At 68.5% G+C, this 14965-nt stretch carries 15 protein-coding genes and 2 pseudogenes; 9 read left to right on the top strand and 8 right to left on the bottom strand.

The window, feature by feature from the left end:
• Window positions 1-9: 9 nt before the first annotated feature.
• Window positions 10-515: pseudogene (locus OG758_RS48890) on the bottom strand (transposase); the annotation flags it as partial.
• 24 nt (window positions 516-539) lie between these two features.
• Here OG758_RS48890 and OG758_RS09455 point away from each other — a divergent pair.
• A complete protein-coding gene (locus OG758_RS09455; RefSeq protein WP_326709571.1) occupies window positions 540-1277 on the top strand; it encodes an HAD family hydrolase in 738 nt (245 codons plus the stop codon).
• Between the two features lie 71 nt (window positions 1278-1348).
• The gene (locus tag OG758_RS09460) at window positions 1349-1759 is read left to right on the top strand and encodes an NUDIX hydrolase (protein WP_326715856.1); all 411 of its coding nucleotides are present in this window, start codon (window positions 1349-1351) and stop codon (window positions 1757-1759) included.
• A gap of 176 nt (window positions 1760-1935) precedes the next feature.
• Here the strand turns inward: OG758_RS09460 and OG758_RS09465 are convergent, their stop codons facing one another.
• Together OG758_RS09465 and OG758_RS09470 are read right to left on the bottom strand one after the other, a co-directional pair.
• Window positions 1936-2520: a DinB family protein gene (locus OG758_RS09465; RefSeq protein ID WP_326709572.1), complete on the bottom strand. Its 585-nt coding sequence runs from the start codon at window positions 2518-2520 to the stop codon at window positions 1936-1938.
• Between the two features lie 114 nt (window positions 2521-2634).
• Window positions 2635-4011 carry an MFS transporter gene (locus OG758_RS09470; protein ID WP_326709573.1) on the bottom strand — a complete coding sequence of 459 codons (1377 nt, stop codon included), beginning with the start codon at window positions 4009-4011 and terminating at the stop codon, window positions 2635-2637.
• Between the two features lie 89 nt (window positions 4012-4100).
• Here OG758_RS09470 and OG758_RS09475 point away from each other — a divergent pair, with 89 nt between their 5' ends.
• Window positions 4101-5129: an ArsR/SmtB family transcription factor gene (locus OG758_RS09475; protein WP_326709574.1), complete on the top strand. Its 1029-nt coding sequence runs from the start codon at window positions 4101-4103 to the stop codon at window positions 5127-5129.
• 6 nt (window positions 5130-5135) lie between these two features.
• Here the strand turns inward: OG758_RS09475 and OG758_RS09480 are convergent, their stop codons facing one another.
• A complete protein-coding gene (locus tag OG758_RS09480; protein ID WP_326709575.1) occupies window positions 5136-6011 on the bottom strand; it encodes an AraC family transcriptional regulator in 876 nt (291 codons plus the stop codon).
• A 76-nt stretch (window positions 6012-6087) separates the two neighbouring features.
• Between OG758_RS09480 and OG758_RS09485 the strand changes: the two genes are divergently transcribed.
• The 3 genes from OG758_RS09485 to OG758_RS09495 are packed head-to-tail and all read left to right on the top strand — an operon-like array spanning window position 6088 to window position 8216.
• Window positions 6088-6945, top strand: a complete 858-nt coding sequence (locus OG758_RS09485; RefSeq protein WP_326709576.1) for an alpha/beta fold hydrolase — start codon at window positions 6088-6090, stop codon at window positions 6943-6945.
• An 18-nt stretch (window positions 6946-6963) separates the two neighbouring features.
• Window positions 6964-7806, top strand: a complete 843-nt coding sequence (locus OG758_RS09490; protein WP_326709577.1) for an FAD-dependent monooxygenase — start codon at window positions 6964-6966, stop codon at window positions 7804-7806.
• The gene (locus OG758_RS09495) at window positions 7779-8216 is read left to right on the top strand and encodes a hypothetical protein (protein ID WP_326709578.1); all 438 of its coding nucleotides are present in this window, start codon (window positions 7779-7781) and stop codon (window positions 8214-8216) included. The genes OG758_RS09490 and OG758_RS09495 overlap by 28 nt, the downstream gene beginning before the upstream one ends.
• Before the next feature lie 178 nt (window positions 8217-8394).
• Here OG758_RS09495 and OG758_RS09500 read toward each other — a convergent pair whose 3' ends face one another.
• Window positions 8395-8853, bottom strand: coding sequence for an NUDIX hydrolase (locus tag OG758_RS09500; protein WP_326715857.1), 459 nt, complete (start codon window positions 8851-8853; stop codon window positions 8395-8397).
• 242 nt (window positions 8854-9095) lie between these two features.
• Here OG758_RS09500 and OG758_RS09505 point away from each other — a divergent pair.
• Window positions 9096-9475, top strand: a pseudogene (locus tag OG758_RS09505) (transposase); the annotation flags it as partial.
• An 88-nt stretch (window positions 9476-9563) separates the two neighbouring features.
• On the opposite strand, the gene OG758_RS09510 reads toward OG758_RS09505, so the two are convergent.
• Together OG758_RS09510 and OG758_RS09515 are read right to left on the bottom strand one after the other, a co-directional pair.
• Window positions 9564-10355, bottom strand: a complete 792-nt coding sequence (locus OG758_RS09510) for a class I SAM-dependent methyltransferase (RefSeq protein WP_326709579.1) — start codon at window positions 10353-10355, stop codon at window positions 9564-9566.
• Window positions 10356-10865: 510 nt separating this feature from the next.
• Complete coding sequence (locus tag OG758_RS09515) at window positions 10866-11081, bottom strand: DUF6243 family protein (RefSeq protein WP_326709580.1); 216 nt, start codon at window positions 11079-11081, stop codon at window positions 10866-10868.
• A 678-nt stretch (window positions 11082-11759) separates the two neighbouring features.
• Here OG758_RS09515 and OG758_RS09520 point away from each other — a divergent pair.
• Together OG758_RS09520 and OG758_RS09525 are read left to right on the top strand one after the other, a co-directional pair.
• On the top strand, window positions 11760-12980 hold the full coding sequence (locus OG758_RS09520; protein WP_326715858.1) for a metallophosphoesterase: 1221 nt from the start codon (window positions 11760-11762) through the stop codon (window positions 12978-12980).
• A 180-nt stretch (window positions 12981-13160) separates the two neighbouring features.
• The gene (locus OG758_RS09525) at window positions 13161-13439 is read left to right on the top strand and encodes a hypothetical protein (protein WP_326709581.1); all 279 of its coding nucleotides are present in this window, start codon (window positions 13161-13163) and stop codon (window positions 13437-13439) included.
• 604 nt (window positions 13440-14043) lie between these two features.
• On the opposite strand, the gene OG758_RS09530 is transcribed toward OG758_RS09525, so the two are convergent.
• Window positions 14044-14940, bottom strand: coding sequence for a LysR family transcriptional regulator (locus tag OG758_RS09530; RefSeq protein ID WP_326709582.1), 897 nt, complete (start codon window positions 14938-14940; stop codon window positions 14044-14046).
• Between the last annotated feature and the right edge of the window lie 25 nt (window positions 14941-14965).

Genomic DNA, 14965 nt, shown 5'->3' on the forward strand with positions numbered 1-14965 from the left:
AGGTGGTGATCACAGCCACTCGTTGATGGCCGCTACGAGTACCGTCGCCTCATAGCGGACCGCGAGCTTGTCATAGCGAGTGGCCACAGCCCGGTGACACTTGAGGCGATTGATCCCGCACTCGACCGCGTGGCGCTCGCCGTAGTCGCGCGGGTCGAAATGTGGCGGCCGGCCACCGCGGGAGCCGAATTTCCTGCGGTTACGTACCTGGTCGGCCGCCGCGCCTACCTGCGCCGCCGCGGAATCCGCTGCACCATCCCAGACACCTTGTCAGCCCGCACTCGCTCGGGGCGGGCACGTGGCCGGCCCGCCCCGACGCGGGGCACACGGATCTTCTCCAAGACGGGCTCGAACTGCGGCGAGTCACCACGCTGCCCAGCCGTCACGACGATCGACATAGGCTTCTGGCCCTGCTCGACGGCCAAGTGCAGCTTGGTGGTGAACCCGCCGCGCGAGCGTCCCAGTCCGTGATCAGGTGGCTCGGTGGAGACACCGCCTGGCGATTCTTCTGCGAGAGCAGGCAACTCAACCTGCGGCATATGCCAGTAGGCGCCGTTTCGGCGACTACCGGGGCGTCCGGTCACCAGACTGGGCGGGTGACGACACGAGCATCCTCCGCTGAAGATCTCCGTGCTGTTCTCTTCGACTCAGGCGGCGTGCTGATGCAGCCGATTGGCGGCCGGTGGAACCCACGAGCCGACTTCGAGCAGACCGTCCTCTCCTACGCCCCCTCGATCACGCCGGAACAGTTCACGGCGGCCATCGTCACGGGCGACCAATTCTTCGCCGCCTCGCCGTCGACGCCCGACTATGACGACTACCACCGGGTGATGCTTCGCGACCTCGGCGTGGAACCGACCTCGCAACTCCTGGCCGACCTGCGCCGCGAGGTCCCACCGGCCACGGTCCTGGAGACGTACCCGGAGGTCGTAGGAACTCTGGAAGAGCTGAGCCGGCGGGGCGTACGGATGGCGGTGGTCTCGGACGCCTGGCCCGATCTGCCCGACCTCCACGCCGGACTCGGGATCGGCAAGTTCTTCGAGGCGTACACGATCTCCGCCGAACTCGGCTGCGACAAACCGGACCCGCGCATGTACCACCACGCCAGCACCGCGCTGAATCTCGCCCCCGGACAATGCCTCTTCGTCGACGACGATCCGAGCCTGGTCGCCGCCGCGATCACACTCGGATATCCAGGACGCGCAGTCTGTCGCAACTCGACGACCTCGGATGTGCCGTCCATCGCTTCCTTGACGGAACTACTGGACCTCTTCTGACGCAGTCCTGTATGGCCGTCTCTTCGTCGGCTCTTTCTACAGAGGGCTGTCCCATGACGTACGGCCTACGGATGAGGGTAGAGGATTCGAAGGCCCCAAAACCCCGGGTGCAACGGGTCATTGGCATCGTCCGCAGAGGCAGCGAGATCCTGCTCGTGCGAGAGAGCCTCGGCGCCGACGGGGAGATTCTCTGGTCACTTCCCGGCGGCGGGGTCGAGGACGGCGAGCTCATGCACGAAGCCCTGCGGCGCGAGCTCAAGGAGGAGACCGGGCTGCTGGTGGGCAACCCGGTACGGACCGCACGAGCGGCTATCGGGAAAGGCGCGGCCGCGCAGCCAGGCCGGCACCGGCAGCAGCGGCCGGACCGCCGCCCACTCCGCGTCTGTCATGTCCGACGGATAACCGCCGAACACGTTCCGGGTGATCGACTGCGTTTCCGAACCGGTGGGCGACACAATCACACGATGGAGCAGTCGAGTTGAACTCCACCGGCGCAAGCACGTAGAAGCGGCAACAGGGTCCCCTGGGTCTCGGTTGGCTTCGCGCAACCCCGAGCTACCAAGAGGCCCTGCCTCTATGCCCGCGGCCAGCGGCGATCACCGATCGAGACTCCCGTTCGACGCACACCCCTCAAGATCGGAACGACAACGGCTTCTAACTAAGCCTTGATTGATGCGGCCGACCTGGCAGCCTGCTCGATCTTGGCGCGGTAGGCTGCGCGGGCTTCCTCGTCGATCTGCTTCTCGTGTTCGGCGCGCAACCCGGTCCGGCCGTCGAGGCCCTCGCGCAGGATGTCGGCGTGCCCGGCATGCCGGATGGACTCGCCGAGGACATGGACCATGATGGCGAACAGGTTCGTGTTGGGATAGGGCTCCGGCCACCACGGCACGTGGCCGGGGGCGTCGAGGGGAAGCTCGTTGATCGTCACATCCGAGTGTTCCCACGTGCGCCGGTAAAACCCGATGATCTGATCGCGGGTCTCGTCCTCGGACGCCCACTGATCGCTGCCGTCGGAGTCTTGCCATCGAGGCAGCGGTTCCGGGGAAGGGCGGCCGAAGACCTCGCCGAAGTATCCGGCCTCGACAGTGGCCACGTGTTTGACCAGGCCGAGGAGATTAGTCCCTGTCACGGTCAAAGGCCGGCGGGCGTCGTATTCGGACAAGCCGTCGAGTTTCCAAAGCAGCGCCTCGCGGTCCCGCCGCAGTCTCCCGTGCAGGTTGTCCTTCGCGAATTTATCGATCATGCGGCATGAACCTTCCATGTTCGTGGTCCCGAGATCCCGTACGTGGTCCGCAACGGCTGGCAGAGCCGAGACTTCGGACTCCTCACACAATGAGCTAACAGGATTGACTCTCTATCAGAGAGACGTGTGGGGGTGGGGTGCGTGACGGCTCGCGGCCGACCCGACCTGCGACGGGTACTGCGCAGGAGGACTACACGCATGCTGTCCGGTGCCGTTCTCTGATCCCGTTGAGCAGTTCGGGACGGGGACAGGGGAGGTGGGCTGGTGCCAGGTGAGAATCCAGCCGGCGGTAAGCGCCACCGCGCCGCCTGCCACGGCGATTGCGCCGCCTGTTCCGATGCCCGCGGCCGCCAAGCCGAAGCAGGCCGGCCCGACGCCCTGCAGCGTCATGTTGCCGGAGCCGAGCAGACCGAAGGCCTGGCCTTGGCCATCCCGCGGCAGGGCGTCCAGGAACGGCCGTTGCAGGCCGAGACCGTAGGCGAATCCGAAGCCGCAGAGCAGCAGCAGACAGGACGAGAGGCCCACTCCGGGCTCGGCGGCGAAGGCGACCAGCGGCAGTCCCATCAGCGCAGTCAACGGGACTACCAGTCGCTCCCGGGTGAGTGGCCGTAGGAGTCGGCCCACCAGCAGGTCACCGACGAGCATGCCGACCGGCAGACAGCCCATCAGCACCGCGTACCAGCCAGGCGCGAAGTGGCGTCCTCCCGCGTAGGCGACGATCAGGCCTTCCGCCCCCGCTACGAACGCGGACGGTAGCCACTGGGCCAGCATCAGCCGTCGCACCGTGCGTCCGCGCAGCAGCAGGCCGGCACCGTGCAGGCTTGCCCTGACGGCCCCGCCATCGCCCCGAGCGCTGCCGGGTGTGCCGACGAACTCTCCCAGCTGCAGCCGGGGTAGCCGGATGCGGACAGCGAGCGCGCAGCCGAGGTAAAGGGCGGCGCTTACCGCGAGTGCCCGGTGCGGGCCGAGTACCGTGACGGCCGCACCTCCCAGCGCCAGACCGAACAATTGCGCGCCGGAGGCAGCGATGTTGTTCAGTGAACGGCCCAGTACATAGGCGTCGCCCTCCAGCCACTGCGCGACCAGCCGACTCGATGCGCCGCTGAACACCGGTGTGGCGAGGGCGACCAGCGCCACGACGCCGAGGCTTGCCGCGATCGGCATCCGCACCAGGGCGAGCAGCAGGGCGGCGCCGCACTCCAGGGCGTAGCCGCTGGCGATGAGCGCGCGGGGCGGCAGTTGGTCGGCCAGTGAGCCCAGCAGCAGCGAGCCGAACAACTGTGGGAGAAAGCCGATGCCGAAGGCCAGGGCGCTCAACAGCGCGGAGCCGGTGGCCGCGAAGACCAGCACCGAGAACGTGGTGATCCGCAGCGAGTCCGCTGTGATCGCGACGGTGCGGGTCGAGAAGAGCAGCCGGAATCGCGGCTCGGCCAGCACCTCCCGGTAGGTGGCACGGTGGTTGCCCTGCGCGGGTTCGGCGGTTGGGGTCATGGCGCCCACCCTCGCCGTGCGCCCACGCCACTCACCAATGATTCGTCGCTGGACGAATCGGAACAGACGTCCCGCGGTAGCGTTGCAGGGTGCTCCGCTTCGAAGTCTCCGTCGAGGACCTGCTGCGCAGCCGCTTCGCACTGTCGCCGGCGATGGACCTCTGCCTACTGCTACGGTCGCTCGCCGGCCAAGGCCGGCCGCTGCCGCGAGCCTGGGCCACTCGGCTCCTGCCGGCCTTTGAACGGCTTCGCCGCGAGACCGAACTGAACGCCGTCCTCGCCCTGCAGGCCCCGCAAGGCGGACCGAACTTCGTCGCTCCGCCCCCGCGCGGCCTCAACCAGACCTGGGCAGACGACCTGGCCATGATCCGGGCCACACCGCTGGAAGCGGCCCGCCACGAATTCGCCACCACTGCGACCGGCCCGTCCGCCCGTGATCCCCGCGTACGCGCAGTGTTGGACTCGACGGACGCCGTCTCCAGGATCGCCGGGGCGATGGACCAGGCGTGGCACGAGCTGCTCGCCCCGGACTGGCCGCAACTGCGCACGATCTGTGAGCGCGATGTCGTGCACCGGGTGGGTGTCATCGGCGAACAGGGATGGGCCACGACCATCGAGAGCCTGCACCCGGGCATCGTCTGGCGCGCCGGCGGTATCGAGATCGGCTTCTTCCGAGGCGGAACAGTCCGCCTCGTCGGCGATGGGCTACTGCTGATCCCTTCGGTCTTCGTCGGGAATATCGCCGCCCACCTGGAAGACCCCTGGCCCAGGACCTTGGTTTACCCTGCCCGCGGCACCGCCGCCCTGTGGGGCGAACAGGAGACCGTCCCCCAACCGGACGCGCTGACCGCTCTGGTCGGCCGGGCCCGAGCCCGGCTGCTGGTGGCGCTGGACGCCCCGGCCAGTACCAGTCACCTCGCCCGAAGCCTCGCCATGGCACCCGGCGCGGTAGGAGACCACCTGGCCATCCTGCGAGGCGCGGGGCTGCTCGTCCGCGCCCGATCCGGACGGTCGGTGCTCTACCGGCGCACCCCGCTCGGCGAGGCACTCGTCGGCGGCTCTATATCCAGGCACCAGGACCGCCTCGGGAAGACTGGGAGAGACTCCTTCAGGTCCTAGGCGACATCACCCCGGTTGTCGAGGCCTGGAGACGTGAGGCATGGCGGTTGTTCCGCGGCTGGGCCATGCGACGTCGTCAACGGCGAGAAACGGCTCGCCGGCAACGGTCGCGGGGGTCGCCCCAGTGAACGCCATGACGTCCCGATGCAGGTGGGACTGGTCGGCGTAGCCGGTGTCGGCCGCAACCCGGGCCGCGCCCTCACCCGCGACCAGGCGGTGGGCGGCATGGTCGAAGCGGACCAGTCTCACGGCGCGCTTGGGCGGCAGGCCGAGCTGCGACCGGAACCGGGACCACAGCCGCTTACGGCTCCACCCGACCTCGGCGGCGAGTCCGTCGACCCGGGTCAGGCCACGGCTGCTGACGATCCGGTGCCAGGCCCAGGCCACCTCCGGGTCCACCGGCGGCCCCGCCTCATGCCGGCGGGCGAGCAGCGCGTCCGTCAACGCGAAGCGATCCTGCCACGACGAGAGATCGCCGAGTCGCTCGCGGATCCGGGACGCCTCCCGGCCCCACAGGTCGCCCAAGGCCACGACGGCGCCGTCGAGGTCGGCTGGGGAGGCGCCCAGAACCGCGCGTGCGATCACCGGAGACAGGCGTATCTGCACACACTCGACGTTCTCTCCTCGCGCCCGGACGGCGCCGCCGGACCCGAGCCCGGGCCCGGCGACGACGCTTCCCCGTTGCTGCTGCCCGGAGGCACAGTCAACGACGGGCGAACCGGCGCCGAACTCCAGGAGCAGGGTCACGGCCGGGTGCGGGACCATCCGGAGCGCGTCCAGGTCACGGACACGGAACCCGGCCATGGTGAGACCGGCCACCTGGCTGGGCCGCTGCGGGCATGCGACGTCCCACACAGCCGCACCGTGCATGAAAGTCCGCACCGTCCGATGCTACGTGAGCCGGCGAGGGGAACATTTATCCAATCCGCCGGTGGGTGCCGCCGGAGACAGTGGGCTCATGACTGTTTCTGACGGCGGATCACACGTTAATGACGGCGCCGAGGCCACCGAGAGTTCGACCCTGTCGCTGGACGACGGCGACATCCACGTGTGCCAGGACGGCCCCCACGACGCCCCCGCACTCCTGCTCATCCACGGGTCCGTGTCCTCGACCCGTTCGTGGAATCCGATGGTTCCGCTGCTGACCGGGTCTCACCGCGTCATCCGGATCGACCTGCTCGGGCACGGCCGGTCGGCCAAACCGGCCGACCGCAGCTACGCGCTCCCGGACCAGGCACGCCGGGCCGGCGTGGCACTGGACCGCCTCGATGTCGAGCACGCCGTGGTCGTCGGTCACTCCAGCGGCGGCGTGGTCGCCACCGCCCTCGCCGAACAGCGGCCCGACCTGGTGACCGCGCTCGTGCTCATCAACACCGGACCCAGCCTGGACGCCTTCATCGCACCGCAGTCCGCCGCAGTCGGACTCTCGCAGTGGCCGCCGACCGACGAGCAGATCCGCCGGTTCGCGAGCACCGGTTTCAGCCGAGCGGGCTACCAGATCCCAGAAGAGCTCCTGGACGAGGTGCGCTGTATGACCCACCACACGCTCACCAGAACAATGCAGGCCACCCGCGACTACCTGGAGCAGCGGGCGCTCCCGGACCGACTGACTGCCCTCGGCAAGCCGCTACTGGTGATCTTCGGCGAGGAAGACCGCAGGTGGCGATCCTCATCCGCCGCCGACTACCGCGTCGTTCCGGGCGCGAAAGTCGAGTTGCTGCCCAGTCTCGGACACTCACCCATACTCGAGGATCCCCCGCGGACCGCCACCCCCCTGCTGGCCTTCACCACGATCCACACCGTTCGGGTGGACTGAATGACAAGGAGGCGTGCCATGCGGATTCTCGTCTCCGGCGCAAGCATCGCCGGTCCGGTGCTGGCGTACTGGCTCGTTAGACACGGCTTCTGCGTCACCGTCGTGGAGCGCGCGCCGACTCTGCGCAAGACCGGCGGCCACACGGTCGACCTGTTCCGGCCCGCGATGAACATCTCGGAGAAGATGGGCGTGCTCCCGCGCATCGAGGAGCGGGCTACCGGCACCAACCGGATGACTGTCCACCAGGAGAGGGCACGGCGTCCCGTCCGGGTAGACCTCTCCAAGATCTTCAATGCCACCTCCGACCGGCATGTCGAGATCATGCGCGACGACCTGAGCGAGATCTACTACGACGCCGCGCGCGACGACGTCGAGTACATCTTCGGCGACTCCATCACCGCGATCTCACCCGACGGCGAGGTGCGGTTCGAGAACGCCGCGCCGCGCCGCTTCGACCTCGTCGTCGGCGCGGACGGGCTGCACTCCAACGTGCGCCGCCTCACCTTCGGCGACGAGTCCCGCTTCAGCGCCTTCATCGGGGCTTACCTCGGAGTGCTGACCTGGCCGAACCTCTCGGGGCTCGACAGCGAACTCCTCATCCACGTCGGCGTCGGCCGCACTGTCGGCACGTACGGTGCGCGGCACCTCGGCGACGCGCGGCCTTGTTCCTGTTCCGGAGCGAGCGCGAGCTCGACTATCACCACCACGACGTGCCCCGGCAGAAGGAGCTGCTGCGCGCTGCGTTCGACGGCATGCACCCTGACGTGGACCGCTGGTTGGACGAGCTCGGCCGCACCCCGGCGTTCTACTTCGACTCGATCACCCAGCTCCGTATGGACACCTGGTCACGGGGGAGGGTGACGCTCGTCGGCGACGCGGGCTACTGCCCCGGACCGGCCGTCGGCGGCAGCACCAGCCTGGCCGTCGTCGGCGCGTACATCCTCGCCGGGGAGCTGGCACGGGCGGGCGGTGACCACGAGCGCGCCTTCCCCGCCTACGAGCGCGCGATGGCGGAGCACGTGCCTGGCAGTCGCGCGGCCGCGCTCAGCGCGGCGAGGACTCTGATCCCCACCTCACACCTCGGGGTGCGGGGGCTGGCTCAGGGCGCCCGCCTGATCTGCGCCCTGCCCGCGGGGCCCAGCCGCGCCCTCCTCCGCCTCACCACCAAGAGCGCACGCCTCTACAACTCCATGGCCGTCGACGACTACCCGCCGTCGCCCACCTCACCGCGAGGCTGGGTCGGCCTCGCGGGCGACTTCGGGGTGGAGTGAGGGGTGCTCGCCGCCGTCTGCTTGACCGGCAGCTCCAAGATGTGAGGGGCCGCCTCGGCTGTCCCGGGAAGAACCGCAGATCAGCAGGTCGGGTGACACCCGATGTTAAAGATCAAGCTGAGCTGGTGAGTTCGTATGTTGAGGTGTTGCGTATTCATTGGATGGGGCCGGTTTCTGATTACTGACTGTCGCCGGTCACGGTCGTCCAGCGCGGATCGATGTGGCCCAGCCATGCGTCTTGATCGTCGGCCAGTGGTTGCTTCAAGGGAAGGGGGAGGAACCGGCAGGTGAAGGTGAGGCCAGCGTCGTCTCCGTCGCCGTTGACGTGGTGGTCCCACGCATCGGGGGTTTCTGCTGATGCCTGGAGGAAGAAGAAGCTGGTTCGTCGTGGCTGACCTGTGTCGGGATGGGGCTTGTCCTCCACGGCGATCTGCCGGACCACCGTGGCTGTCAGCAGACCCGTCTCCTCGGCGACCTCTCGAAGGACTGACTCTTCCAGTCCTTCGCCTGATTTGACTCCTCCCGCGGGGACTTGGGTGCCGGCCTCGGGCACACCGATGTGGTCGAACACCAGAACTTCGGGGACGGCGCGGTTCCGGATCACGTATGCGGCGACACGGATTCTGGGTCGGGTCATCCCGGCATTGTCAGTCATCTGCGCCTTTCATGGCCGCCAGGGGCGTATCGGCTCCAGGTTCCGCCTGCTTCGGTGACCAGCCGTGTGGCTGTCTTGTCGTGGTAACCGAGCGCCTTCGCGATGGCGGCGAGCCGGGTGTCGGCGGCGGCTGAATCTTGGTTCTGGATCACTTTCGGTGCCAGGGCCACGGAGGGGCACTGAATCCGCGATCATGAACGGCCTCGCGCGGTGAGGAGGATCCGCCCCGCAAGAGGTTCCGCAAAGACACCGTGCTCATCGTGGACGGCACCCTGATGCCCACCCGCGACCACACGGTCGAAGAATTGCTGGTACTCCACCAACCACCAGGTTGTCATCGACGTCGACACCCGCCTGATCGTCGTGGTCGGGTGCCCCCCTCCCGGCAACCGCAACGACTGCAAAGCATGGGAAGAATCCGGAGCCAAGGCCGCCGTCGGCAACACCATGACGATCGCTGACGGCGGCTACCCGTGCACCGGCCTTGTCATGGCCCCACAGGCGCCGCAATGGCGAGGAGTTACCCACCTGGAATCAGGTGCACAACAAGTCCCACAAGCAGGTCCGGGCCCGCGTCGAGCACGTCTTCGCCCGCATGAAGACGGCTCAGCGAAGTTAGTGGGGGCGGGCTGGCACAGCGCTCCACTTGGCCATTCGGAGACACGGCCGTCTCGGCCGGCCCCACGGCTGGGTCAGCTCGGCTTGACCGCCAGCGTCGCAAAATAGTTCGACATGTATTGAGCGGATGCGTTGGATTGGTGCGGCGCTTCCGCGAAGCCGGTGAGGACGAACCCCGCGGCGAGTTGCCCGCCGATCTGGTCGGTGAGGGTGTGGCTGTATTCAAGAGGGGCATCCGCGCCGAACTTCGTGGCGCGTTCCTCGGCGGAGTACTGCGTGACATCGCTGTAGGGCAGCTTGTGCACGACGATCAGCTCGCCGCGCTCGTCGAGCGCCTCGTGGTCGAACAAGTACACATCAGGGTTGAGGAAGCCCACGAGCAGAGTTCCGCCCGGTCGCAGGACGCGGAAGCACTCACGCCACACCGCTGCCAAGTCCGGTACGAACAGGTTAGAGACCGGATGGAATACGACGTCGAATGTTGCGTCGCCGAAGGCGCTGAGGTCGCGCATGTCACCCAGGACGGTGCGCAGCTCGAGTCCGTCGCGCGCCGCCACCATTTGGTCCTGGCCGAGCTGGCGGGGTGAGTTGTCGAATACGGTGACCCGCGCCCCTGCGGCGGCGAGGATCGGACCCTGCTGGCCACCGCCGGAGGCCAGGCACAACACGTCCTTGCCGGTCAGGTCCGTCGGCAGCCAGGAGCGGTCGACTGGCTCACGCCCGATGAGAACAATCGACCAGTCGCCCACGCGGGCGCGCTCGACATCCTCAGCACTCACCGGCCTCGACCACTCGTTGCCCTCTTGGACACACTTGTCCCAGGCTGCCCGATTGTGGGCAACCGGGTCGACAACAATGTCCTGCACGTTTAACTCCCTGCTACAGCCAAGCGGACACCTGCGGTGCTGACAGTTCGGTGCCGCCAGCCAACACGATTGCAGGGTGCGGGCTCAACGAAATTAGCGGGCATGGAGGTGTCCACGGGCTCAACGGGTGGTCGCGCAGCGGGTGCGTAAGCGCTGGTTGCCGGGGTTGCGGAAACCGTTGGCGTCGCGGACCGGATAGACGAACGGGCGGATCAGCAACCGGCCTCGCCCGCACCGGTTCGAAGATCAGTTACGGGGCAACCCATAACTGCGGTCTCGCCCGGGCTGGGCACGGGGAACGCGCTGGTGGTGACGCTCCTGGTGCAGCTCGGGGGTGGTGGCGGTAACGGGGCTGCTGAATCTGCGGCTGCCCGGGGTGGTCGACTGAGACGCGGGTGGTCGGCCGAGAGCTGATCGGGGCCGGCCGCACCCGGTACGGCAGCAGGGCCCGGACCGCGCGTCGCGGTCCGGGCCCTGCTCCGTTCAGTGCTGCCCTGCTGCGGCGGTGCGTCAGCTCTGTGCGGTGTCGTCGCCCGCGTGCCCGGCGCCCTCAGCAGCGCCTGCCTTCTCGCGCATCTTGCGCACCAGCTCCGCCTTCTGGTCGGCTGCACCCTGGCGGTCGAGGTTGCGGTGCGGACCGTTGTTTTGCCGTTCGGTGCGGGACAGCTTCTTGCGCTGGCCGCCGCCCATGCCCACGGGGTTGTTGATGTTCTTGCTCACGGTCACGGGTTCTCCCGGTAATGATGTGAAGTGATCTACGGATTCATCGGTAGGGGGACGGGCGGCGACGTCGAAGGACGTCAGCAGGGGCCCATCACGCTCACTCGTAAATCGGCGTCTGGAAGAACATGACAAAGACGTTACCCGGTTCCGCCAGCCCCGCACACCAACCTTTTCGCCGCCCCGGCGTCGGCCGGGCCTTCGGCGGGCGCCCGGGGCCAGCTGTTTCCTGCCACTGACACCGTTCGGTGTGAAATTGGTCCGGCCCGAGCTGGCTGAGCTCGACGAGTTCAGGCAGAGGGTCGCCCGTGAGGTGCGGTCGCGCGTTCTGTGGCGCTGACGGCTCCGCTCAAGGCCTTACCTGGAATGCGGAAGGACACCTAGCGACCGTCACCACGGGTGGCAAGACGACGACCCGTCCACCCGTGCCCTCGGGTGAGATGCGAAGTGCACGGGCTCGATGGCCAGGTGGTCGGCGACGGCACGGGCGGGAGTCTCGCGGGACCGGCCCCCCATACCCGACTGACGGTGCACGACCAACGACTCCTGATCGATCGAGTCCGGGCCGGTCGCCCCGTCGCGCACGTTGCCGATGGAATTGGCATCAATGCCCGGCAAGACGTCCCACAGGACGACCGGATACAGTGCGCGTTTCGACAGTCTCGTTGCTTGAGAAGGGGAAGCGTGACCGACACCAGCGAAGCCCGATCCGCGGACGGTGTGGCGCACGCGCCCCAGCAGAGCCGACTGCGCCGCCTGATGCGCTACATCCCTTTGATCGCCCCCATCCTGCTGTGGGCCGTGCCCTGCTGGGTGCTGCTGCACGCCGGCCAGCACTGGCCGCTCCCCGTGGCGCTGGGCGGCACCGCCCTGTTCGTCCTCGGTCTGATCGGTATGCCGCTCGCGATGGGGCGCGGCCACGGCCGGCGGCAGCAGGACTGGGCGGCGATCGTCGGAGACTCCCTCCTTGGGGCCAGCTGGGTTCTGTTCACCTGGTCCGTCCTGCTCGGCGTCCTGCTGCGCCTGGCCCTGACTGTGGCCGGCGTAGGCGATGGTCAGAGTCGGGCCCGGATCGTCACTTGGGCGGTCCTCGGCGTAGCCGCCGTGCTGCTCGCCTGGGGGTACGCCGAGGCCCGCCGGGTGCCACGGGTGCGCCGGCTCGACGTACAACTCCCGCGCCTGGGAGCCGGGTTGGACGGCACCCGCGTCGTCCTCATAACCGACACCCACTACGGCCCGCTCGACCGCGCCCGCTGGTCGGCGCGGGTCTGTGCGACGGTGAACACTCTGGAGGCCGATCTGGTCTGCCACACCGGGGACATCGCGGACGGCACGGCCGAACGCCGCCGCGCCCAGGCCGCCCCGCTCGGCACCGTACGAGCCACTCGGGCCCGGGTCTACGTCACCGGAAACCACGAGTACTACAGCGAGGCCCAGGGCTGGGTCGACCTGATGGACGAGCTGGGCTGGGAGCCGCTGCGCAACCGTCATCTGCTGCTCGAAAGCGGCGGTGACACCCTCGTGGTCGCCGGCGTGGATGACGTCACCGCCGAGTCCTCCGGCCTGGCCGGCCACCGCGCTCACCTCGCCGGAGCCCTGGACGGCGCCGACCCCGACCTGCCCGTCCTGCTCTTGGCCCACCAGCCCAAGTTCGTCGACCGGGCCGCAGCAGGCGGAGTCGATCTCCAGCTCTCCGGGCACACCCACGGCGGCCAGATCTGGCCCTTCCACCACCTCGTCCGCATCGACCAGCCCGCCCTCGCCGGCCTCAGCCGCCACGGCAACCGCACCCTTCTCTACACCAGCCGCGGCACCGGTTTCTGGGGCCCGCCGTTCCGTATCTTCGCCCCCAGCGAGATCACCTTGCTCGTACTCCGCTCTCCGCAGCGGCACTCCACGCCATAACCCGGAGCGGGCCGACAATCCTGCATGGGCCGTTTCATCGAGTCGAAGTTTGCCTCGTCCTCAGACGCGCGGACACCGCCGGTCGACCGTCTCAACGCCTAACCCGCCGGGCGAAGTCGGCCCGCGCTGCCCTCCGCTCGAGCGGTCCCCTACAAGGTGCATCCTGCGGGAAGCCTCCTGGTGCGTGACGCCGACGCGGTCCGCTGGTGGTCCTGGGCCGGCCACCGGGCCGACGCGATACTCGCCCAGACCTCTCCCCCACGAACTGGCAGACAGCCCACGCCGCACGCCGGACTCCCTCACCCTGCCCTGGTCGATCCACGCGCCGTGCGCGGCCTCAAGTTCTCCGCAGCGCTGCCTGAGCGCATGGCCACGGCAACCCTGGCACAGCGCTTGGCCGACTTCGACGGGGCGCTGGCGTCGGCGCGCGAACCCGTGCGCATCGAATGGGCCGGGTGAGGCACCCGCATGGCAGCACTTGAGCACTCCCGCCGTCCGCGTTCGGCCTAGAGGACCGCCGGTGCAGTCCGCGATCGACGGGTGGAATCAGCGACGACAGACTCTCCGAAGTGCCCGCACTCTGCCCTAAAAGCCGGCAGTCGTTCCCTTCGGAAGGTAATAGGAGAGTTCCCACCCACTCAGCCGCTGCCCCGGCCGATCCTCACAGCGTTGACAGCCGCAACGCGCAGACCGCCACGCTCAGATGGGCTCGCCGCCAATGAGCGCCTCGGTTCCCCTCCAGGCGTCCAACTGGCCGCGTCGCCAGGTGACCAGGGCCAACTTCCGGGCGTGAGTAGTGTCAGCGCAGCTGGCAGGCGGCCGGGCCTGCAGAACAGCAGGCGCCCGCCAGAGTCCGTGACAACCACCGCCTTCACGGCGTTCTGCTTGTTCTTCGGCGGAGATGAACTTGTCCCGGTCCTTACGTCCGGCGGCCGGACGACGCACCCGGGTGCTCCCGCGGCCCTCTCCGGCGAGCGGTGGATCGAAACCGCCCCTCAACTACGCCACCGGCCGGGCCAGACCGTGCTTGCCTCAGTTCTGGCCGCTCACCCGGCCCTGTGCCTCAGATCGCTTCGGCCTCGGGGCGGACGACCTGCTCGGCAAAGGTGCCCAGTCGCGTGGCCAACTGCTCGAGTGCGGCGGCCGCGTAGTGGTCGGGGCTCCAGCATGCGTGGATGGGGAGCTGGACGGGAGCGCCGTCGGTGTCGAGGACGAGCAGGGGACGAGTATCGAATCGCGGCAACTCGGTCCCGATCGCGACGCCACGCCGCCCTGCCGCCAGGGCGTGGCGCATTTGTTCCCATGGGACCTCGGTGTGGCGTTGATACCGGAGTCGGGCGGCGGTGACGGCTGCGTCGAGAACGGTGCGTGTCGGGTCCGTTCGGCCCGGAAGGAGGAGGGGCTGCTCTATCAGCTCGTCCAGTGTGACGCTGGTGTCGCGGGCCCAGGGGTGGCTCGGGTTGACGTAGGCGTGGAGCGGCACGCGGGTGAGGTGTTGCCAGGCAAGGCCGCCCGCGGGGGGCATGTTCGCGGCGATGCCGAAGTCGTGTCCGGCGGCGACCGCTTCGTGTACCTCGTCGCCGAGGACCGAGACGACGGCGATGAATGGGTCGTCGTCGTTGAGGGTGGCGACGAATGGAGCGAGGACGTAGTCCAGTGTGGTGGGGGCGGCCACGCAGGTGATGCGGGTCAGTTGTCCGTCGGCCAGCTGTCCCGCGACCGTCGTCAGCCGGTCGGCTCGGGTGAGTAGGTCGTGTGCCAGGTCGAGCGTGTGGCGGCCGGCGTCCGTGAGGGACAGCCGATGGCCGTTGCGGCGGAAGAGCGTGACGCCGAGGTCGCGCTCCAGGCGCTGGATCTGGCGGGACACCGCGGGTTGAGCGATGTGCAGTTGGTCGGCGGCGGCCGTGACGGTACCGAGTTGCGCGACAGTCAGAAAGCACCGCAGGTGTCGTAGCTCCATGCCTCATCATGCCGAAACGGCATGA

The sequence above is a fragment of the Streptomyces sp. NBC_01474 genome (assembly GCF_035918215.1).
GTDB lineage: Bacteria > Actinomycetota > Actinomycetes > Streptomycetales > Streptomycetaceae > Streptomyces > Streptomyces aureus.